Here is a 19,984-nt window from a genome sequence, read left to right on the forward strand (position 1 = left end):
AGATACGGGGCATTTTCATTTCCAGGCCCGATAAAGCTCAGTACTGATTGGGTTCCATTTCCAGCTCGACCTTGAAGCGCTTGAAGATATCTTGCTGGATGCGTAGCGCCAGCTGGGCAATCTCCTGCCCGGTGGCCGTGCCGTAGTTGACCAGCACCAGCGCTTGCAGCTTGTGCACGCCTGCATCGCCCTCCCGGAAGCCCTTCCAACCAGCCTTGTCGATCAGCCAGCCGGCGGCGAGTTTCATCTGGCCGTCGGCCTGGGGGTAGGCCACCAGGTCCGGATACTGGCTTTGCAGCTCAACAGCCAAGGCTTGGGGTACCAGCGGATTCTTGAAGAAGCTGCCGGCATTGCCCAGCTCTGCCGGGTCTGGCAGTTTCTCGCGGCGAATGCTGCAGATCGCGCGGCTCACATCGCTTGGCGTGGCCTCGGTGATTCCCTGCGCGACCAGGCGCTGTTGCACCGGGCCGTAGTCGAGTTTCAGATGGGTGGCGCGGCTAAGGGCAAAGCGTACCCGCAGGATCAGCCAGCGCCCGACTTCGTGCTTGAACAGGCTGTCACGGTAAGCAAAGTTGCATTCGTCCAGGCTGAAGTCCCGCAGTTCGCCCGTCTGGCGATCCAGGGCGGTGAGGCCGGCGAAAACATCCTTGATCTCTACGCCATAGGCACCGATGTTCTGCATCGGCGCGGCTCCGACAGTGCCGGGGATCAGGCTGAGGTTTTCCAGGCCGCAGAAGCCGTGCTCAAGCGTCCACAGCACAAACGGATGCCAGGCTTCGCCCGCTTCGGCTTCGACCACCACCCGCGTGCCATCGTCGCTCAGCACGCGAATGCCTTGGGTCGCCATACGCAACACCAACGCCGGAATATCCTGGGTCAACAGCAAATTGCTGCCGCCACCGATCACCAGCAACGGCACCGTTTGTGCGACGGCATAGGCGATGGCCTCGCGCACGTCAGCATCACTGTGGGCCTCGGCAAATAATCGCGCACTCACATCAATGCCAAAGCTGTTGAATGGCTTGAGCGATACCTGCGCACGCACTTGCAAGGTCATAACCGCCCCTTCAATTCGATCACCAATAAATCACAGGCGCGTTCGATCAGGTCGAGGACCCGTTCGAAACCTTGCTCACCTTCATAGTAAGGGTCTGGCACCTCGTCCACTTCGCCATCAAAGCGACGCAGGAACAAATCCAGCTCCGCCTTACCCTGCCCTGGCTGCATGGCTTTGAGGTTGCGCAGGTTGCTGTGGTCCATAGCCAGGATCAGGTCATAGCGGGCAAAGTCCGCGCGGGAAACCTGCTGGGCACGCTGGCTCGACAAATCATAACCTCGCACCAGCGCCGCACGTTGACTGCGCTGGTCCGGCGGGTTGCCGACATGCCATTCCCCGGTACCGGCAGACGCCACCTCAACCTGGCCAGCCAAGCCGGCTTCGCGCAACTTATGACGCAAGATGCCTTCAGCGGTTGGCGAGCGGCAGATATTGCCCAGGCAAACAAACAGAACTTCCATCAGGCGCCCAGCAGGCGACGGACGCGTTCGAGGTCTTCCTGGGTGTCGACGCCGGCTGGCGGCGCTTCCAACGCATCGCCCACGTGGATACGCACGCCATGCCAAAGGGCACGCAGTTGCTCCAGAGATTCGGTGTTCTCCAGCCAGCACGGGCCCCAACTGACGAAGTCGTGCAGGAAACCGGCGCGGTAGGCATAAATGCCGATATGGCGGCGATACGGCACACCTTCCGGCAACACGTCAGGGCGCTTGGCGAAGGCATCCCGCGCCCAGGGCAACACCGAACGGCTGAACGTCAAGGCCAGTCCGTTGATATCGCTGACCACCTTCACCACGTTCGGGTTGAACAGGGTTTCAAGGTCTTTGATCGGCTCGGCCAGGGTCGCCATGCGCGCTTGCGCATCGGCGGCCAGGTTGGCTGCGACCTGGTCAATGATGCTTGGCGGGATCAACGGCTCGTCACCCTGCACGTTCACCACGATAGCGTCGGGGGCCAGGCCAAGCTTGGTCGCCACTTCGGCCAGGCGGTCAGTGCCGGAATTATGGTCTTCGCAGGTCAGTACCGCTTCGGCCCCAAAGCCTTTGCACGCCTCGACAATACGCGCGTCATCGGTGGCTACCACCACGCGCTCCGCGCTGCTTTTGCAGGCTTGCTCCCACACCAGCTGGACCATCGGCTTGTCGCCGATCATTTGCAACGGCTTGCCCGGCAGGCGGGTCGAGGCATAGCGCGAGGGAATGACAACGGTAAAGGCGGTGGTCATTTATCCAGGCGCTCATCGGTGGTCAGAGTACGGGCTTCGCTTTCGAGCATGACCGGGATGCCGTCACGGATAGGGTAAGCCAGGCCGGCACCTTTGCTGATCAGCTCGGTTTTGTCAGCGCTGAGCTTGAGCGGGCCTTTGCAGATCGGGCAAGCAAGGATATCGAGCAGTTTGGTGTCCATGAGTGTTTCCTGGAAAGAAGCGTTTTAAGGCAAGAGACGGTTGGGCAGCAGACGCATCAGCTGCGTGTCGAACCAGGCGACGAACGCCGGCGACGGTACCGCATCCACCGCAAGGTACCACCAGTCGGGCTGGGCAAAGGCGCGGCACTTCACCGCGTCCTTTTCGGTCATGACCAGCGGCAATGACGGGGTAAAATTCAAGACCTCGGCGCTGTAGGGCGCGTGGTCGGCAAAAGCATGGGGTAGCGGCTGCCAGTGTAGCGTTTCAAGGGTATTGAAGAAACGTTGCGGGTTACCTATGCCGGCCACCGCATGCACCTGCTGGCCCTGCGGAAAATAGGTCACCGGCTGGCGCTCGCCGCTGTGCAGGTTGACCAGCGCTGTGGGCTGCAGGCGGAAGGCAAAACCCTCTTCACGGTCCGAAACGGCACCGTTATAGAGTACCGCGTCCACACTGTGCAGGCGCTCCACCGGTTCGCGCAACGGCCCGGCTGGCAGGCAGCGGCGGTTGCCGAGGCCGCGGGCGGCATCGATCAGCACCAGTTCAAGATCGCGGGCCAGGCGGTAGTGCTGCAGGCCGTCATCGGAGAGGATCAGGTCCAGGGGCTCACTAGCCAGCAGGGCCTTTACCGCGCGACTGCGATCGGGGTCGATCATCAAAGGGACGCCGCTGCGCTGCACGATCAGCAAGGGTTCATCACCGGCCCACTCGGCACTGTGGCCGGCCTCGACCCGCCACGGCAACTGCGGCGGCTTGGCACCGTAGCCTCGGCTGACCACGCCCAGGCGCAAACCGCTGCGGCGGCAGTGCTCGATCAACCAAAGGATCAACGGCGTTTTGCCGGTGCCTCCCACAGTGATATTGCCCACCACGACCACTGGCACCGGCGCTTGATAAATCTCGCCCTCGCCCGCCACGAAGCGCGCACGCTTACGTTGCACCACGCACCGATACAGCGATTCCAGCGGCCGCAGCACCACCAGTGCCGGGTGGCCCTCGTACCAGGCCTTGAGTAAACGATCGGACATGGCCATCAGGGCGGGCTCGCCGCCTCGACGGTGGTCATGCGCAAATGGCTGAAACCGAGCTTGCCGGCAGCGTCCATGGCGGTGATCACAGCTTGATGCGGGGTTTTGCCATCGGCGCTGATGGACAGCGGCAACTGGGTGTCGCCGCCGGACTCCTTCTGCAAGGCCTCCATCAGGCTGGCAAGGTCGTTTTTCTCCAGCAACTGGTTATTCACCGAAAACACCCCTTCGGCGCTGATGGCGATGTCCAGTTGCTTGACCTGCTGGTCTTCGGCAGGCGAGCCGCTTACCGCTTCAGGCAAGTCGACACGCAGCTGGGTTTCGCGGGTGAAGGTGGTGGTCACGACAAAGAACAGCAGCAGGATAAACACCACGTCGATCAACGACGCGAGGTTGATATCGACATTTTCCCGTTGCTTGCGGCGAAATTTCACGCTTTGCCCTCGACCAGGTCTACATCACGGTCGCCCTGCACCACCTCTACCAGCTTGATGGCTTCCTGTTCCATGCCGACCACCAGTTCATCAATGCGCCGCTGCAGGAAACGGTGGAAGAACACCGAAGGGATACCCACCATCAAGCCCGCGGCGGTGGTGATCAACGCCTTGGAAATGCCCCCCGCCAGTACCGACGCGTTGGTGGTCATGCCCGAGCCCGTGAACGCGCTGAAGATATCGATCATGCCCAATACCGTGCCGAGCAAACCCAGCAACGGCGCCATGGCGGCGATGGTGCCAAGGGCGTTGATGTAGCGTTCCAGTTCATGGATAACCCGGGCGGCCGCCTCTTCGATGCACTCCTTCATGATCTCGCGACCATGCTTGGAATTGGCCAGGCCGGCGGCGAGGATTTCACCCAGTGGCGAATTGGCACGCAGCTCCTTGAGCTTCTGCTTGTCGAGCTGCTTGTTCTTGATCCAGCCCCAGACTTGCCCCAGCAAGTGCTCGGGGGTGACGCGACTGGCGCGCAGGGTCCACAGGCGCTCGGCGACGATGCCGAGTGCGACGATGGAGCTCAGAATGATCGGCAACATCATCCAGCCGCCGGATTTGACCAATTCCCACACAGTGAATGTCCCCTCGAAAAAGTGCGCCACTTTACCATATAGGTTCGGCAGCGGGGTTCACCGGCTACAGGCCCGCCTGTCGCGGTTCGAGTCCTTGGTAACGTGTGATTACGGTAATGGTTCGCGCCAGAAACGACGTTGACTGCGCGCAACGATCGGAGGCTGAAACGCCCCCAGGCGCAGGCGCACGGCCCCCTGTTCGGCACTGTCGTACACCCGGCTGCCCAGCGCTTGGTAGCGTTCCAGGACCTGCGGATGAGGATGGCCGAACGCATTGCTGCGCCCGCGGGAAATCAACACCGAGGTGGGCGCCAACCGCTGCACGAAAGGCCAGGACGACGAACTGCGACTGCCATGGTGCGGGGCTTGCAGCCAGTGGGTCGGAACCGCCAGCGGGGAAGCCAGAAACGCCTGTTCGGCGGCGCGATCTATGTCGCCGGTGAGCAGCAGGCGCTCGCCATTGGCCTGGACTTGCAGCACGCACGACCTCGGATTGCCCTCAAGCCCACCCACCCACTGCCACAGTTCAAACGACACGCCGTCCCATTCCCATCGCTCGCCGCTGGTACAGGGCCGGGTGGCGAGAAAGGCGGGCAAGCCCTCGGTTTCGCCGCCCACCACGCGTTTGACGGGCAGCCCCCGAGCCACCGCCGCCGCACCACCGGCGTGATCGGCGTCGGCATGGCTGAGCAGCATCATGTCCAACTGCCCTACCCCGAGTTTTTTCAACGACGGCAACACGACGCGCGCGCCGAGGTCGACAGGCCCCGACCGCGGCCCGGCATCGTAGAGCAATGTGTGATGACGGGTGCGCAGGATCAGTGCCTGCCCCTGGCCGACATCCAGTTGCAGCACCTCGACCTGTCCGTGGGGCACCCACTCCTTGGGCGCAAAAACGGCCATCAACAGCATGGGCCAGCCCAACACCCGGAACGGCAGCCCGTTGGGCAGCAGCAACATCACCGCGCCTGTCAGGCTGACCAGCCAATACCCCAACCGCACTTCGGCCGGCACCCAGGCCGGCAATTGCCCAGCCAGCAGCGCCAGGCCCTTGAACAATCCGTCCAGCGCGCCGCCGGCCAGCCACAGCACACCCTCACCCGCCAGCGGAACCCACAACAACGCCGTGCCTAGCAGCGCCAAGGGCAGCACCACCAGGCTGATCCACGGCACGGCAAATAGATTGGCCACCGGTGCGCTGAGACTGATGGGCAACCCCAACACCAGCAACACCGGAAACAAGCCGATGGCAATCAACCACTGGGGCCGGGTCCACGCCTGCCAGACGCTCCACGGCCCCAGGCGCCCGCCGAACGCCAGCAACAACACCGCGACCGCCGCAAACGACAACCAGAACCCTACCTGCAGGCTGGCCAAGGGCTCCAGCACCAGCACGCCGTTCAGCGCCAACAGCAACGGCCACCACAGCCCCAAATGGCGGAAACGCAGACGCCACAGCAACACCAGGCCGACCATCACACAAGCCCGCTGCACCGGCACGCCAAACCCTGCCAGCAGCCCATAACCCAACGCCGCGCCAAATGCCAGACCGCACGCCCACGGCAGCCACGGCCAGGTTCGGGGCCAGCAACCATAGCGCGCCAGCATCGCGACCAAGCCGTAGATCAACCCCGCCAGCAAGCCGATGTGCTGCCCGGAAATCACCAGCAGATGCACCGTGCCCGTGTCCTGCAACACTTGCCAATCCTCAGGCGCCAGGCCGGAACCGTCGCCCAATACCAACGCCGCCAAGCCCGCCTCACGGCCTTGGGCATCCACCGCCATCAGGCGCTGGCGAACAGCATCGCGCCAGGCATTGCGGGCCGGTGCGAGACGCTCTCCGTCTTTTACCGTTGCAGTGGCACCGATACGCTGGGCCAGCAGCCAGGCTTCGTGGTCAACCCCATGAAAATTGAGCAGGCCCGCAGGCCGCTTGAGTGTCAACGCCAGGCGCCAGCGTTCGCCACTGTTCACCACTGGCCCGCCGTGCCAAGACACGCGGATACGTCTGGGCAGCCGAACCTTGCGCGACCGGCCGTCGGCCAGTTCAAAGCGCACGCCCGTACCAGTCTGCTGGGGCAAGCCGATGACACGCCCCTCCACCCAACGAGTCTGCCCGTCCAAGGCCGGCTGCAGTCGATCATCCAGCGCCCGCTGCGCGCTGAGACAGGCCCAACTCAAGCCCACCAAAAAGAACGCCACGGGATAAGACCGAAAAGGCAGCAGCATCAAGGCCAGCACCAGCATGGCTAATAACCCGGTGCCAGGCGGCAGCGCCGGCAACCAACGCAACGCCAGCAACCCCAGCGCCAACGCCAACATCCCTGTCTTCATGGATCATCCTTTTGCAGTGATCCACTCAGTCTTAGCCGGCTGAACGACAGCGCCTATGATGTTTTGTCACAAAGTCTGAATTTTCTGTTTATAGAATCCGGGCATACTTGCCCCTCGAATTGACCTGGACCCCTTATGCCCCGGCGCTTATTCAAACGGTACATGCCCGACCCCAGCAGTATCAGGGAACACAAGTCATTACAGTTTCTTGGCACGCTGCTGCATGACCCGAACCTCTGGCACCTGAACCGGCACTCAGTGGCGCGCGCCATGGCGGTGGGTTTATTTGCGGCGTTTATCCCGATTCCGTTGCAGATGTTGCTCGCCGCGGTCCTGGCGATCTCGGTGCGCGGCAATATGCCTATCGCCATCAGCCTGGTGTGGTTGACCAACCCCGTCACCATGCCGGTGGTGTTCATCTGCACCTATATGACCGGCGCCTGGTTGATGAATGTGCCACCACGAAGCTTGCCCGATAACCTTACGTGGGAATGGATCAGCGGCCAGTTGAGCACACTCTGGCAGCCGTTCCTGCTGGGTTCGGTGGTATTGGGGGTGGTATTGGGCGCCTTGGCCTACTGCCTGACCATGGCGTACTGGCGCTGGTGGGTGGCGCACCAGTGGAAAAAACGCAAACTGCGTAGGCGCTGAGCGCTAACGGGCCAGCAAGTGCAAATGCACCCGCAGGCCCTGCCCTGTATTTTCCGCCCATAAGCGACCGCCCTGGCGCTGCACGGCGTTGCGGGCAATGCTCAGGCCCAGGCCGAAACCGCCATCGCCGGGCCGTGAACCGTCCAGGCGGGTAAAGGGTGCGAAGATGCGCTCCAAGTCACTCTCGGCGATCCCTGCGCCCTGATCCTGCAACCAGATATGCCAATAATCCCCCTCCCGACAGCCGTCCAGTTGCACGCAGCCGCCCTCGGGCGAGTGGCGTATGGCGTTGCGCAGGATATTTTCCAGGGCCTGGGCCAGTGCATTGAGGTTGCCGCGCAACCAACTGTCCGCCGGTAACAGGCACGGCAAGCGCGATGCGGGCCAACCGCTTTCAAAACACGCATTCTCGCGCAATATGTCCCATAACGCCTGGAGCTGAATGTCTTCCTGGGGCAGCGGCGTTGTTTCGCTGTCGAGCCAGGCCAGTTGCAGGCTGTCTTCCACCAGGCGCTGCATGGCGTCGATTTCCCGACCCAGGCGCTCGCGCAGCTTGGCCAGGTCTTGCTCGCTGTCGCAGGCCACCCGCAGGCGGCTCAAGGGGGTGCGCAGTTCATGGGACATATCGCGCAGCAACTGCTGCTGCAAACGCACGGTGCCCTGCAAGCGTTCGGACATATGGTCAAAGGCGCGGCCCAGCTCGCCCAGTTCATCCTGGCGGCTGGTAGCATCAAGGGACATCCGCGTATTGAGTTGGTCCGCACGCCAGGCATTGGCCTGCTCGCGCAATTGATTGAGGGGCATGATCAACAGTCGGTAGAGGCCGATGCACAGCAACAGGGTAAACAGGCCGGGAATCACACCATTGGTGACCACCCGCCAGAACAGTTGATAGCGCCCTGGCATAAAGCGCTGCGGCAGCTCGATCACCAGCGACCCGGCGCCAGGGTCGACCGGAAACGGCACCTTCATCCACGGCAGGCCGATGACATGCCGGCTGACCGGCCAATCCAATCCGCGCAAGAACGTCAGGCGCTGGCTTTCCTTGTCACTCAAGGGCGTGCTGCCCAGGGACTGCAGGTCGTTACCGATCACCCCCACCCAAGTGCTTTCGCGCTCGGCCATCCGCTGCAGCCAGGCGTCCACGCCAGCGCTGCCTTGAGTGCTCCACGCCAGCTCGGCACCCGCGGCATAACCATTGAGGATCTCCCGCGACTTGTCAGACAGGTACGCGCTCTGCTGCTCCATGTAGCGGCCCCAGGACCAACTGAGCCAGATCATCAGCAAACAGAAAGCGATCAACAGACAGGCCAGCTTCCAGAACAACGAGTGCCTGCCGGGCAATCGCTCAAAGCCCTTCATCGTGACCGCTCAGCACGTAGCCCTTGCCCCACACGGTGCGCACTTCACGCTCGATGTAACCGATGGCCTTGAGCTTGCGGCGGATCTGGCTGACGTGCATGTCGAGGCTGCGGTCATGGGGCGCATACCCGCGCTGCAGCACCTGCTGATACAGGAAGGCTTTGCTGAGGACTTCTTCGGCATTGCGGTGCAGGGTTTCCAGCAGACGGTATTCGCTGCGCGTGAGCCCGGCCCACTGGTCCTGGCAGAACACATCGCAGCGTTCATCATCAAAGTGCAGCACCCGGGCATCTTCGGGTGCCGGGACGCGCGGCGGCTCGGGCCGGCGATCCAGGGCAACGCGGCGCAGGATCGCTTCAATTCGCACGCACAGTTCAACCATGCTGAACGGCTTGGGCAGATAGTCGTCCGCACCCAGGCGAAAGCCACTGATACGATCGGCTTCGGCGCCCAGGGCCGACATCAGGATCACGGGCATGGCGTGGCTCTGGCGCAAATGGGTGAGGATCGACAAACCGTCCAGCCCCGGCAGCAGAATGTCCATCAGCACCAGGTCGAAGGCCTGGGCGCGGGCCAGTTGCAGGCCCTGCTGGCCGTTCTGGCACCAGGTCACCTGGAAACCACTGCGGCCCAGTTGCTCGTGCACGTAGGCGCCCAACACAGGGTCATCTTCGATGGTCAGGATACTGGGTAGGCCAACTGCTGCGGGAGTCATTAGCGTCTGCAAGTCATTCTCAATCACTGATTATTCAAGATTAAACGTTCACAGGCAATCGCCACCCGGCGCCGAATGGCCCGAAGATTGCCGCATGTCATTAATTTGCAAGATTCCAGGCCGTGCAAATGGCTACACTGCGCAGGTGGCGCGGGCCGGATGCCGGCGTGGATAATTGATAACAACGTGGTAGCAGGAGAGTGGCGTGCTTAGAAGAATGGGGATAAAAGGCCGCGTACTGTTGCTGACCTTATTACCGACCAGCCTGATGGCGCTGTTGTTGGGCGGCTATTTCACCTGGATGCAGCTCTCGGAGTTGCAGACCCAGCTGCTGCAACGCGGCGAAATGATCGCCGAGCAATTGGCACCCTTGGTGGCACCTGCGCTGGGCCAAAAGAACACCGACCTGCTGGAGCGCATCGCGACCCAGTCCCTGGAGCAGCCGGATGTGCGCGCCGTGTCGTTCCTGGCGCCAGACCGCTCGTCCCTGGCCCACGCCGGACCGACCATGCTCAACCCGCCGCCCACCGGCAACAGCTCGCAGCTGTTAAAGCGCACCGGCAACGACGCCACCCGCTATTTACTGCCGGTGTTTGGCCGCCATCGCAACCTGGCGGGCGAGTTGATTCCGGATGAGGCCGACCGTCTGCTGGGTTGGGTCGAAGTGGAACTGTCCCACAATGGCATGTTGCTGCGCGGCTATCGCAGCCTGTTCGCCAGCCTGCTGCTGATCGCCATCGGCCTGATGTGCACCGCCGCCCTCGCCCTGCGTATCAGCCGCACCATCAATTCGCCGATTGGCCAGATCAAGCAAGCGGTGGCCCAGCTCAAGGACGGCAACCTGGAGACACGCCTGCCACCCTTGGGCAGCCAGGAACTGGACCAACTCGCGTCGGGCATCAACCGCATGGCCGAGACCCTGCAAAATGCCCAGGAAGAGCTGCAACACAGCATCGACCAGGCCACCGAAGACGTGCGCCAAAACCTGGAAACCATCGAGATCCAGAACATCGAGCTGGACCTGGCACGTAAGGAAGCCCTGGAAGCCAGCCGCATCAAGTCGGAGTTCCTGGCCAACATGAGCCATGAGATCCGCACGCCGCTCAACGGCATCCTCGGCTTTACTCATCTGTTGCAAAAAAGCGAGCTGTCGCCGCGCCAGTTGGACTATCTGGGCACTATCGAAAAATCTGCGGATAACTTGCTGGGCATCATTAACGAAATTCTCGATTTCTCGAAGATTGAAGCCGGCAAACTGGTGCTCGACAGTGTGCCTTTCAATCTGCGCGACTTGCTGCAAGACACCTTGACCATCCTCGCTCCCGCCGCCCATGCCAAGCAGCTCGAACTGGTGAGCCTGGTGTACCGCGACACGCCCCTGGCGTTGGTGGGCGACCCGCTGCGGCTCAAGCAGATCCTGACCAACCTGATCAGTAATGCGATCAAGTTCACCCGCGAAGGCACCATTGTGGCCCGGGCAATGATCGAGGACGAGCAGGAAGACAGCGTGCAATTGCGCATCAGTGTGCAGGATACCGGTATCGGCTTGTCCAACCAGGATGTGCGCGCCCTGTTCCAGGCATTCAGCCAGGCCGACAACTCGCTGTCGCGCCAGCCCGGTGGCACCGGCTTGGGCCTGGTGATTTCCAAGCGTTTGATCGAGCAGATGGGCGGTGAAATCGGCGTCGACAGCACGCCAGGTGAAGGCTCCGAATTCTGGATCAGCCTGAACCTGCCCAAGACCCGCGACGACGTCGAAGACCTGCCCGCCCCGCCGCTGCTGGGGCGGCGTGTGGCCGTACTGGAAAACCACGAGCTGGCGCGCCAGGCCCTGCAGCACCAACTGGAAGACTGCGGCCTGGAAGTCACACCCTTCAACACCCTGGAAAGCCTGACCAACGGCATCACCAGCGCCCACCAGACCGAACAGGCCATCAGCCTGGCGGTGCTCGGTGTCACCGCCAACGACATTCCGCCCGAGCGTCTCAACCAGCACTTGTGGGACCTTGAACACCTGGGCTGCAAGGTGCTGGTGCTGTGCCCGACCACCGAACAGATGCTGTTCAACCAATCGGTGCCCAACCCCAACAGCCAATTGCAGGCCAAGCCTGCCTGTACGCGCAAGCTGCGCCGCTCCCTCGCTGACCTGATCAGCCCTCGCCCTTCACGCAGCGAACCCGGTGAGCCGTTGTCCAGCCGTGCCCCACGGGTGCTGTGCGTGGACGATAACCCGGCCAACCTGTTGCTGGTGCAAACCCTGTTGGAAGACATGGGCGCCAAGGTGCAGGCGGTGGAAAGCGGTTACGCGGCCGTCGACGCCGTGAAGCAGGAAACCTTCGACCTGGTGTTGATGGACGTGCAAATGCCCGGCATGGATGGCCGCCAGAGCACCGAGGCGATCCGCCAGTGGGAAAGCGAACGTCACGGCACGCCACTGCCGGTGGTGGCTCTCACGGCCCACGCCATGGCCAACGAAAAACGCGCCCTGCTGCAAAGCGGCATGGACGATTACTTGACCAAACCCATCAGCGAGCGGCAGTTGGCCCAGGTGGTATTGAAATGGACCGGCCTGGCGCTGCGCAATCAAGGCCCGGAGCGCACCCACGAAGGTGCGGCCCAGGGCGTGCAACTCTTGGTACTGGACCACGAAGAAGGCCTGCGCCTGGCCGCCAACAAGGCCGACCTCGCCGCCGATATGCTCGCGATGCTGCTGGCGTCCCTGGAAGCCGACCGCCTGGCGATTACCGTCGCCCGCGAAGCCAATGACAACCACGCCTTGATCGAACGCGTGCACCGCCTGCACGGCGCTACCCGCTACTGTGGCGTGCCGCAATTGCGGGCGGCCTGCCAACGCGCCGAAACCCTGCTCAAGCAGGATGACGCCAAGGCCATGGCCGCGCTGGACGAACTGGACATGGCGATTGCGCGGCTGGCCAGTGAAGCCAGAGTGAGTGCCTGACCGTCCGCCTGTAGGAGCGAGCTTGCTCGCGAAGAACCAGAGGACACCGCGTTTAACCAGAATCAACGCGTTATCGTTGACGTTTTTCGCGAGCAAGCTCGCTCCTACAGGTACGTATCTATTCTGTCATTGCAGGGAGCCTTTTTAATGCGCGTCATTCTCTTCAGCAGCCAAACCTACGACCGCGAGAGTTTCCTTGGCGAACCGCTGCCGGCTGGCCTGGAACTGCAATTCCAACCCGCCCGCCTCAACCTTGATACCGTGGCCCTGGCCGAACATCACGAGGTGGTCTGCGCCTTTATCAACGACGACCTCAGCGCCCCCGTGCTGGAGCAACTGGCCAAGGGCGGCACACGCCTGATTGCCCTGCGCTCGGCGGGCTACAACCATGTCGACTTACCCGCCGCCCAGCGCCTGGGCCTGACTATCGTGCGCGTGCCCGCCTATTCGCCCCACGCAGTGGCCGAGCATGCCGTCGCCCTGGTTCTGGCCCTCAACCGTCGCCTGCACCGTGCCTACAACCGCACCCGCGATGGTGATTTCAGCCTGCACGGGCTGACCGGTTTCGATCTGGTCGGCAAAACGGTCGGCGTGGTCGGCACCGGTCAGATCGGCGCGACCTTCGCCAAGATCATGGCCGGCTTCGGCTGCCACTTGCTGGCCCACGACCCCTTCCCCAACCCACAGGTGCAGGACCTTGGCGCCCGCTACGTAAGCCTGCCTGACCTGTTGGCCGAGGCGCAGATCATCAGCCTGCACTGCCCGCTGACCGCCGACAGCAAACACCTGATCAATGCCCGCTCACTGGAGCAGATGCAACCCGGCGCGATGCTGATCAACACCGGGCGCGGTGGGCTGGTCGACACGCCAGCACTGATCGAAGCGCTCAAGATTGGCCAGTTGGGCTACCTGGGGCTGGACGTTTATGAAGAAGAAGCCCAGTTGTTTTTCGAAGACCGCTCGGACTTGCCCCTGCAGGATGACGTACTCGCCCGTCTGCTGACCTTCCCCAACGTGATCATCACCGCGCACCAGGCCTTCCTCACCCGCGAGGCCCTGGCGGCGATCGCCGGCACCACGCTGGCCAACATTGCCGCGTGGGCCGATGGCCGGGCGCAGAACCTGGTCGAGGGATGATCAGCGGTCACATACCAGGCTCATGATAGGCCGGCACCCGTGATAGGATGCCGCGCCTATTTGGAGGATCCATGGCCGAACACGATTTCCGCTTCAGCTTGCTGAGCCCGCAACACACCCTGATCGAATGCCGTGCCCTGGTGCCGGGCCGTTATCAGGTCACCGGCAACGGTGGCTCGATCAAACATGGCGACGTCCTGATCGTCAGCCTGCGCGGCAGTAAAACCCTGTCGATGCGACTGACCGTCGAAGGTGACGCACGCTACTCCATCCGCCCGGCGGGCCAGTGGGTCGCCATGGCCCAAGGGCCGAAGTTCGGCGAACTGGAGATTCACACCTGGAAGGTCAATTGCGACAGCTGCGACGCCGTGCTGGAGTTTGAATTCGCGGTAGAAACCAAGCTGACCAAGGCACCGCTGCAACCGGCCGCCAACGCGCGTATCAAAGAACTGGGCTGGGCCAGTGAAGGCGATAAGCACCGCTGCCCGAAATGCCAGCAGGCCGCGCAATGAAAGGCCGGCTGCTGCTCGCCGCAATCGGCATGGGCCTGGCAGGCTGCGCCGCCGATGGCGCCAAGCTCGAGCGCGACCACAGCTACGTAGTGGAATGGATCGGTGAGCGGCCGTTGATGGACTACGCGCACCTCACCGTCACCCTGGGCGCCGATGGCCGGGCCTATGGCAATGGCGGCTGTAACCACTGGTTTGCACCGTACACGGTCGAAGGCGACAAGCTCAGCTTCGGCCCGGTCGGCAGCACCCGAAAAATGTGTGCCGAGGCCCTGATGGAGCAAGAGCATCGCTTCTTCCAGGCCCTGCAAGGCGTGCAGCGCTGGGACATCTCGCCGATCGAGCAGACGCGGTTCTGGCCGGCCGAGGGCAAGCCGATCCGCTTGTGGCTCGAAGAAGGCTGACCTAGGCGCGCTCTATTGTAGGAGCGAGCTTGCTCGCGAAAAACGACAACCATAACGCGTCCCTTCAGATTTAACGCGGTGTCCTCTGGTTCTGTGGGAGCTGGCTTGCCTGCGATGCGGACGATGCGGTGTATCAGGTACACCGCAGCGATGCCATCGCAGGCAAGCCAGCTCCCACAGTTTTAGCCTTTCAGGGCCTTGAGCTTGGCCAACACCCCTTGCGCTGTCTGCTCACCCATCAACTGCTCACGCACCTTGCCCTTGTCGTCGATGATGTAGGTCACCGGCAATGCCTCGCTGCGCGGAATCTCGAAGATCCCGTCCGGGTTCTGGGCCAGTACCGTGAACTTGATCCCCAGCTTGTCGCTGGCGGCCTTCAGTTCTTCACCCTGCACATTGTCGAAGTTGACGCCGAACACCCCGACATTCTGGCCTTTCAACTGTTCTGCCAGGGCATTGAGCTCGGGGATTTCCGTGCGGCACGGGCCACACCATTCGGCCCAGTAGTTGACCACCAGCCACTGTTTATCCAGGCGTTCGGCCGCCACTTTCTGGCCATATTGGTCAACGCCGTAATCGTTACCGCAGCCGCTGAGCAGCAGGGTTGTGATGATCGCCAATGCACCGATCAGTCGCCTTGTCATGGGGTATTCCTTCGCAAAAATGAACGTTGGCTGCGGCCTATCGCCTCTTACGGTTTAAGGACAGGCGCCAGCGCAGGTAGAATACCCGCCACCTTACGCAAGATGCGACCCGCACATGACCGATCTGACGCTTTATCACAACCCGCGCTGCTCGAAATCCCGCGGTGCGCTGGAACTGCTGGAAGCCCGCGGCCTCACCCCGACCGTCGTGCGCTACCTGGAAACCCCGCTGGATGCCGCGCAAATCAAGGCCCTGCTGGAAAAACTGGGGATCAGCGCACGCCAACTGCTGCGCACCGGCGAAGACGAATACAAAACCCTGAACCTGGCCGACGCCAGCCTCAGCGACACTCAACTGATCGCCGCCATCGCTGCCCATCCCAAGCTGATGGAACGCCCGATCCTGGAAACCGCCGACAAAGCCATCATTGGCCGCCCACCCGAGAACGTGCTGGAGATCCTGCCGTGACTACGCCCTATGTGCTGGTGTTGTATTACAGCCGTAACGGCTCGGTGAGCGAGATGGCCCGGCAGATTGCCCGGGGCATTGAGCAAGGCGGCATGGAAGCGCGGTTGCGCACCGTGCCGGCGATTTCCACCGAGTGCGAAGCGGTGGCGCCGAGCATTCCCGACGAAGGCGCGCTGTATGCCAGCCTGGACGACCTGAAGCACTGCTCGGGCCTGGCCCTGGGCAGCCCGACCCGGTTCGGCAACATGGCTGCGCCGCTCAAGTACTTCCTCGATGGCACCAGCAACCTGTGGCTCACCGGCGCTTTGGTCGGCAAGCCGGCCGGCGTGTTCACCTCCACCGCCAGCCTGCATGGCGGCCAGGAAACCACGCTGATGTCGATGCTGCTGCCGCTGTTGCACCACGGCATGCTGATCACCGGCCTGCCCTACAGCGAACAGGCGCTGCTCGACACCCAGGGCGGCGGCACACCGTATGGCGCCAGCCACCATTCCGGGCCAGACGGTAAGCGCATGCTCGACCAACATGAAATCACCTTGTGCCGGGCCCTGGGCCTGCGCCTGGCCAAGACCGCCACGCTGTTGGAGAACGGCCGTGGCCAAGAAGCCTAAGGTCCTGCCAACGCGGGAATGGCTGGAGCCACGGGTCAAGGTGGCACGCGCGCTGAGCCTGCTGGCGTTTTTGGGCCTGGTGGGCTTGTTGTGCGTGTACTACCTGTTGGTCGCCGACCTGCATGGCGCGCGCCCGTGGGTCATCCTGCTGATCGAACTGGTGCCGCTGCTGATACTTGCGCCAGGCATGCTGATGGGCAGCGCACGCGGGCATTCGTGGATGTGCTTTGTGGTGAACCTGTATTTCATCAAGGGCGCGCTGGCGGCGTATGACCCGAACCGCCAGTGGTTCGGTGTGCTGGAAATGCTCGCGAGCCTGGCGGTGTTTTGCACGGCGCTGTTATATGTGCGTTGGCGGCATCAGTTGAACCGCCGACAGGCCGATTGACTTGCCTTTTGTAGGAGCGAGCTTGCTCGCGAAGATCGTTAACGATAACGCGCTTATGCTGGTTTAACGCGTTGCCCTCAGGTTTTTCGCGAGCAAGCTCGCTCCTACAGTGATCAATGGTTGACGGTGTAAGCCAACATCATCGACAGCTGACACATTGGCCGCCCACTCTCGGCATGCCATTGGTTGAAAGCACCCTGCACCGTCGCTAGATCCCGCAGGCTGGTCGGGGCCTTGTCGACGATCTTTTGCGCATTCAGCGCCGCCACCACGTCATCGCTCGGTACAAAAGTGTCCTTGCCGACCATGCGCAGGAAGCGCGGCGCCGACAGCCCGCCCAACTGATGACCGTGCTTGCTCAGGTATTTCCAGAGCCCGACGATATCAGTCACCGGCCAATCAGCGATAAACGCGCCGAAACTGCCTTTTTCCTGCTCGATATCCAGGATCATCTGCGCGTTGCGCGGCACACTCTTGAGCTTGCCCAGGTGGCGGATGATGCGGGTGTCCTGCATCAGCCGTTCCAGGTGCTCGGCGCCCATCAGCACGACTTTTTCCGGGTCGAAGCCGAAGAATACCTGCTCGAACGCCGGCCATTTGGCATCGACCACGCTGTGCTTCAAACCGGCGCGGAACACTCGCAGCGCCAAGGTCGACAGGTAACGGTCATCCGTGATCTTGCGCAATTGCGCCGGGGTCTTGGGCACCGGCAGATGGGCTTCCAGCTTGGCCGCCGAACCGAAGCGGTTCAGACAATATTCGTGCAGCCACTTGTAATCGCGCATGCCCTCTCCTGTCAGTCGAATTGAAAACGGCGCCCGCAAGCGCCGTGTACTAGAGCCTTGGGAAGGCTCAGAGGTTCACTACATTGACGAAACGCGATGCGGCGGTCTCGTCGATTTTCAGGCTGGTGAAGTCGAACAGATTGCGGTCGGCCAATTGCGACGGGATCACGTTTTGCAGGCTGCGGAAGATACTTTCGGTACGCCCCGGGGTCTTGCGCTCCCAGTCCACCAGCATTTCCTTGACCACCTGGCGCTGCAGGTTTTCCTGGGAGCCGCACAGGTTGCACGGGATGATCGGGAATTGTTTGAAATCGGAGTAAGCCTGGATGTCCTTCTCGTTGCAATACGCCAGCGGGCGGATCACTACATTGCGCCCATCATCGGCACGCAGCTTGGGCGGCATGGCCTTGAGCGAGCCGTTGAAGAACATATTGAGGAAGAAGGTTTCGACGATGTCATCGCGGTGATGACCCAGGGCCATCTTGGTCGCGCCGATCTCATCGGCAAAGGTATAGAGCGTGCCACGGCGCAGGCGCGAGCACAGCGAGCAGGTGGTCTTGCCTTCCGGGATCAGTTCCTTGACCACCGAGTAAGTGTCTTTCTCGACGATGTGGTACTCGACGCCCAGTTCTTTCAGGTAGGCCGGCAGCACATGCTCGGGGAAACCGGGTTGCTTCTGGTCCATGTTGACGGCCACGATCTCGAACTTGATCGGCGCAACCTTTTGCAGGTGCAGCAACACGTCGAGCATGGTGTAGCTGTCTTTGCCGCCGGAGAGGCAGACCATGACCTTGTCGCCGTCCTCGATCATGTTGAAATCGGCGACCGCTTCACCGGCCAGGCGACGCAGGCGTTTTTGCAGTTTGTTCTGGTTGACTGTAAGAGTGCCCATGGCGCTTGGATCCGCAAAAGGTGTGTGACGAAAAGCGCAGCATTTTACCGGCAAGACTGGCCGAGTTCCAATGTGGGAGCTCGAGGGCATGAGTCCAGACAGACCACACCGCGATTAGCGCCTGCTTTTACAGCGCAATTTGCTCTAAAGGCCCTACGGTTATTCCGGTCATACCTTTCTATACTGCGACTTGAGGTCGCACATCTATCCAGACCTTTCAGGCCATTTGGCCCGTGGGCGCTCCGATGGGGGGCGATGGTAATAACGACAGGAGTGACTGGCATGATCCATCACGTCGTGGGGCTGTTTACCCATCCCGACCAGGAATGGCGGGAAATCCGTGGCGATAAAGAAGAAAGCATCGGCCACATGTACCTCACTCATACCCTGATTCTCGCGGCGATCCCCGCCATTTCCGCCTTTATTGGCACCACTCAGGTCGGCTGGGTCATCGGCAACCGCGCCCCGGTGATGCTGACCCAGGAAAGCGCGCTGTGGATGACCCTCATGTCCTACGCGGCCATGCTGTGCGGCGTGGCCGTGATGGGCGCGTTCATTCACTGGATGGCCCGCACCTACGACGCCAGCCCAAGCATGGCCCGCTGCGTGGCGTTTGCCACGTACACCGCTACCCCCTTGTTTATCGGCGGGCTGGCGGCGCTCTATCCACATATGTGGCTGGGCATGGTCGTGGGCACGGCAGCGATTTGCTACACGGTGTACCTGCTGTATGTGGGGCTGCCGACCTTCATGAGTATCGACCCGGATGAAGGCTTCCTGTTTTCCAGTTCGGTATTGGCCGTGGGCCTGGTGGTGCTGGTGGCGATCATGGCCTTTACCGTGATCGTCTGGGGCCTGGGCGTTGGGCCGATCTACACCAGTTGACCGAAAAAAACCGTAGGCAAGGCCACCGCAAGGTGGCTTTGTGCGTCATGCATGACCATTCGGCGCCTGACAGATTCGGAAACACCCAGCTTTGCGGCATACTGGGCGTCTCTGGAGATATGTACAGCATGCCCGAGCAACTCAATACCCGCGTCGAAGATTGTTTCCTGCAAGCCGAATCCTTTTTCAAACGAAGCTTCAAACGCCCCCAGGTCAGCCTCAAGCTGCGGGGCCAGAAGGCCGGTGTCGCGCATTTGCACGAGAACCTGCTGCGTTTCAACCCTCAGTTGTACCGTGAAAACAGCCAACACTTTCTCAAGCAAACCGTGGCCCACGAAGTGGCGCACCTGATTGCCCACCAATTGTTTGGCGAGCGTATCCAGCCCCATGGCGAGGAATGGCAGCTGATCATGCGCGGGGTTTACGAACTGCCGCCCGACCGTTGCCACACCTACGAGGTCAAGCGCCGGCAGGTGACTCGTTATATCTATCGCTGCCCGTGTGCGGACAGTGATTTTCCGTTTTCACCGCAGCGCCATGGGCTGGTGAACCAGGGGCGGCGGTATTTGTGTCGGCGATGTCGGCAGACTCTGGTGTTCACTGGGGAAACTCGGGTGGAATGAGGGCCTCTTCGCAGGCAAGCCAGCTCCCACATTTTGATTGCGTTCACAGATGCAAAT

Annotated in this window: 23 protein-coding genes; 10 read left to right on the forward strand and 13 right to left on the reverse strand. The window is 61.9% G+C overall.

Going from position 1 to position 19,984, the window contains the following annotated elements; translation table 11 throughout:
- Nucleotides 1-37: 37 nt before the first annotated feature.
- The 8 genes from murB to ODQ19_RS11680 form a co-directional block, all read right to left on the reverse strand.
- A complete protein-coding gene (murB, locus tag ODQ19_RS11645; protein WP_330210099.1) occupies nucleotides 38-1,057 on the reverse strand; it encodes a UDP-N-acetylmuramate dehydrogenase in 1,020 nt (339 codons plus the stop codon).
- Nucleotides 1,054-1,518: a low molecular weight protein-tyrosine-phosphatase gene (locus ODQ19_RS11650; protein ID WP_330210100.1), complete on the reverse strand. Its 465-nt coding sequence runs from the start codon at nucleotides 1,516-1,518 to the stop codon at nucleotides 1,054-1,056. The genes murB and ODQ19_RS11650 overlap by 4 nt, the downstream gene beginning before the upstream one ends.
- A complete protein-coding gene (gene kdsB / locus ODQ19_RS11655) occupies nucleotides 1,518-2,282 on the reverse strand; it encodes a 3-deoxy-manno-octulosonate cytidylyltransferase (RefSeq protein ID WP_330210101.1) in 765 nt (254 codons plus the stop codon). The genes ODQ19_RS11650 and kdsB overlap by 1 nt, the downstream gene beginning before the upstream one ends.
- Nucleotides 2,279-2,464: a Trm112 family protein gene (locus ODQ19_RS11660; RefSeq protein ID WP_003174668.1), complete on the reverse strand. Its 186-nt coding sequence runs from the start codon at nucleotides 2,462-2,464 to the stop codon at nucleotides 2,279-2,281. The genes kdsB and ODQ19_RS11660 overlap by 4 nt, the downstream gene beginning before the upstream one ends.
- A 24-nt stretch (nucleotides 2,465-2,488) precedes the next feature.
- Complete coding sequence (gene lpxK, locus ODQ19_RS11665) at nucleotides 2,489-3,499, reverse strand: tetraacyldisaccharide 4'-kinase (protein ID WP_330210102.1); 1,011 nt, start codon at nucleotides 3,497-3,499, stop codon at nucleotides 2,489-2,491.
- On the reverse strand, nucleotides 3,499-3,927 hold the full coding sequence (locus tag ODQ19_RS11670; RefSeq protein WP_014718877.1) for an ExbD/TolR family protein: 429 nt from the start codon (nucleotides 3,925-3,927) through the stop codon (nucleotides 3,499-3,501). The genes lpxK and ODQ19_RS11670 overlap by 1 nt, the downstream gene beginning before the upstream one ends.
- On the reverse strand, nucleotides 3,924-4,559 hold the full coding sequence (locus tag ODQ19_RS11675) for a MotA/TolQ/ExbB proton channel family protein (RefSeq protein ID WP_003192043.1): 636 nt from the start codon (nucleotides 4,557-4,559) through the stop codon (nucleotides 3,924-3,926). The genes ODQ19_RS11670 and ODQ19_RS11675 overlap by 4 nt, the downstream gene beginning before the upstream one ends.
- A gap of 108 nt (nucleotides 4,560-4,667) precedes the next feature.
- Nucleotides 4,668-6,893 carry a DNA internalization-related competence protein ComEC/Rec2 gene (locus ODQ19_RS11680; RefSeq protein ID WP_330210103.1) on the reverse strand — a complete coding sequence of 742 codons (2,226 nt, stop codon included), beginning with the start codon at nucleotides 6,891-6,893 and terminating at the stop codon, nucleotides 4,668-4,670.
- Between the two features lie 135 nt (nucleotides 6,894-7,028).
- Between ODQ19_RS11680 and ODQ19_RS11685 the strand changes: the two genes are divergently transcribed.
- The gene (locus tag ODQ19_RS11685) at nucleotides 7,029-7,544 is read left to right on the forward strand and encodes a DUF2062 domain-containing protein (RefSeq protein ID WP_116665250.1); all 516 of its coding nucleotides are present in this window, start codon (nucleotides 7,029-7,031) and stop codon (nucleotides 7,542-7,544) included.
- Between the two features lie 3 nt (nucleotides 7,545-7,547).
- Here the strand turns inward: ODQ19_RS11685 and ODQ19_RS11690 are convergent, their stop codons facing one another.
- Entirely contained in the window at nucleotides 7,548-8,906 is a 1,359-nt protein-coding gene (locus ODQ19_RS11690) for a sensor histidine kinase (protein WP_330210104.1), read from the reverse strand.
- Complete coding sequence (locus tag ODQ19_RS11695) at nucleotides 8,893-9,621, reverse strand: response regulator transcription factor (RefSeq protein ID WP_330210105.1); 729 nt, start codon at nucleotides 9,619-9,621, stop codon at nucleotides 8,893-8,895. Before ODQ19_RS11695 ends, ODQ19_RS11690 begins: the two co-directional genes overlap by 14 nt.
- A gap of 205 nt (nucleotides 9,622-9,826) precedes the next feature.
- On the opposite strand from ODQ19_RS11695, the gene ODQ19_RS11700 reads away from it, so the two are divergent.
- From ODQ19_RS11700 to ODQ19_RS11715, 4 genes are all read left to right on the forward strand, one after another.
- On the forward strand, nucleotides 9,827-12,580 hold the full coding sequence (locus tag ODQ19_RS11700; RefSeq protein WP_330210106.1) for a response regulator: 2,754 nt from the start codon (nucleotides 9,827-9,829) through the stop codon (nucleotides 12,578-12,580).
- 147 nt (nucleotides 12,581-12,727) lie between these two features.
- Nucleotides 12,728-13,717, forward strand: a complete 990-nt coding sequence (locus ODQ19_RS11705; protein ID WP_330210107.1) for a 2-hydroxyacid dehydrogenase — start codon at nucleotides 12,728-12,730, stop codon at nucleotides 13,715-13,717.
- A gap of 71 nt (nucleotides 13,718-13,788) precedes the next feature.
- A complete protein-coding gene (locus tag ODQ19_RS11710; protein ID WP_003192054.1) occupies nucleotides 13,789-14,229 on the forward strand; it encodes a hypothetical protein in 441 nt (146 codons plus the stop codon).
- Nucleotides 14,226-14,630: an META domain-containing protein gene (locus ODQ19_RS11715; RefSeq protein ID WP_116665245.1), complete on the forward strand. Its 405-nt coding sequence runs from the start codon at nucleotides 14,226-14,228 to the stop codon at nucleotides 14,628-14,630. The genes ODQ19_RS11710 and ODQ19_RS11715 overlap by 4 nt, the downstream gene beginning before the upstream one ends.
- Nucleotides 14,631-14,812: 182 nt before the next feature.
- Here the strand turns inward: ODQ19_RS11715 and ODQ19_RS11720 are convergent, their stop codons facing one another.
- On the reverse strand, nucleotides 14,813-15,274 hold the full coding sequence (locus tag ODQ19_RS11720; RefSeq protein WP_116665244.1) for a TlpA disulfide reductase family protein: 462 nt from the start codon (nucleotides 15,272-15,274) through the stop codon (nucleotides 14,813-14,815).
- A 115-nt stretch (nucleotides 15,275-15,389) separates the two neighbouring features.
- On the opposite strand from ODQ19_RS11720, the gene arsC reads away from it, so the two are divergent.
- The 3 genes from arsC to ODQ19_RS11735 are packed head-to-tail and all read left to right on the forward strand — an operon-like array spanning nucleotide 15,390 to nucleotide 16,742.
- Nucleotides 15,390-15,743: an arsenate reductase (glutaredoxin) gene (gene arsC, locus ODQ19_RS11725; protein WP_116665243.1), complete on the forward strand. Its 354-nt coding sequence runs from the start codon at nucleotides 15,390-15,392 to the stop codon at nucleotides 15,741-15,743.
- On the forward strand, nucleotides 15,740-16,354 hold the full coding sequence (gene wrbA, locus ODQ19_RS11730) for an NAD(P)H:quinone oxidoreductase (RefSeq protein WP_014718885.1): 615 nt from the start codon (nucleotides 15,740-15,742) through the stop codon (nucleotides 16,352-16,354). Before arsC ends, wrbA begins: the two co-directional genes overlap by 4 nt.
- Complete coding sequence (locus ODQ19_RS11735; RefSeq protein ID WP_116665242.1) at nucleotides 16,338-16,742, forward strand: DUF2069 domain-containing protein; 405 nt, start codon at nucleotides 16,338-16,340, stop codon at nucleotides 16,740-16,742. The genes wrbA and ODQ19_RS11735 overlap by 17 nt, the downstream gene beginning before the upstream one ends.
- A gap of 113 nt (nucleotides 16,743-16,855) precedes the next feature.
- Here ODQ19_RS11735 and ODQ19_RS11740 read toward each other — a convergent pair whose 3' ends face one another.
- Together ODQ19_RS11740 and ttcA are read right to left on the reverse strand one after the other, a co-directional pair.
- On the reverse strand, nucleotides 16,856-17,527 hold the full coding sequence (locus ODQ19_RS11740; protein WP_034127867.1) for a DNA-3-methyladenine glycosylase I: 672 nt from the start codon (nucleotides 17,525-17,527) through the stop codon (nucleotides 16,856-16,858).
- 67 nt (nucleotides 17,528-17,594) lie between these two features.
- Nucleotides 17,595-18,419, reverse strand: coding sequence for a tRNA 2-thiocytidine(32) synthetase TtcA (gene ttcA, locus ODQ19_RS11745; protein ID WP_014718888.1), 825 nt, complete (start codon nucleotides 18,417-18,419; stop codon nucleotides 17,595-17,597).
- A 282-nt stretch (nucleotides 18,420-18,701) separates the two neighbouring features.
- Between ttcA and ODQ19_RS11750 the strand changes: the two genes are divergently transcribed.
- Both ODQ19_RS11750 and ODQ19_RS11755 read left to right on the forward strand, forming a co-directional pair.
- Nucleotides 18,702-19,304, forward strand: a complete 603-nt coding sequence (locus tag ODQ19_RS11750) for a Yip1 family protein (protein WP_003192065.1) — start codon at nucleotides 18,702-18,704, stop codon at nucleotides 19,302-19,304.
- Between the two features lie 128 nt (nucleotides 19,305-19,432).
- Entirely contained in the window at nucleotides 19,433-19,927 is a 495-nt protein-coding gene (locus ODQ19_RS11755; RefSeq protein WP_003192067.1) for a SprT family zinc-dependent metalloprotease, read from the forward strand.
- Nucleotides 19,928-19,984: the final 57 nt, after the last annotated feature.

Source organism: Pseudomonas sp. AM4(2022) (assembly GCF_036346515.1).
Taxonomy (GTDB): domain Bacteria; phylum Pseudomonadota; class Gammaproteobacteria; order Pseudomonadales; family Pseudomonadaceae; genus Aquipseudomonas; species Aquipseudomonas paracarnis.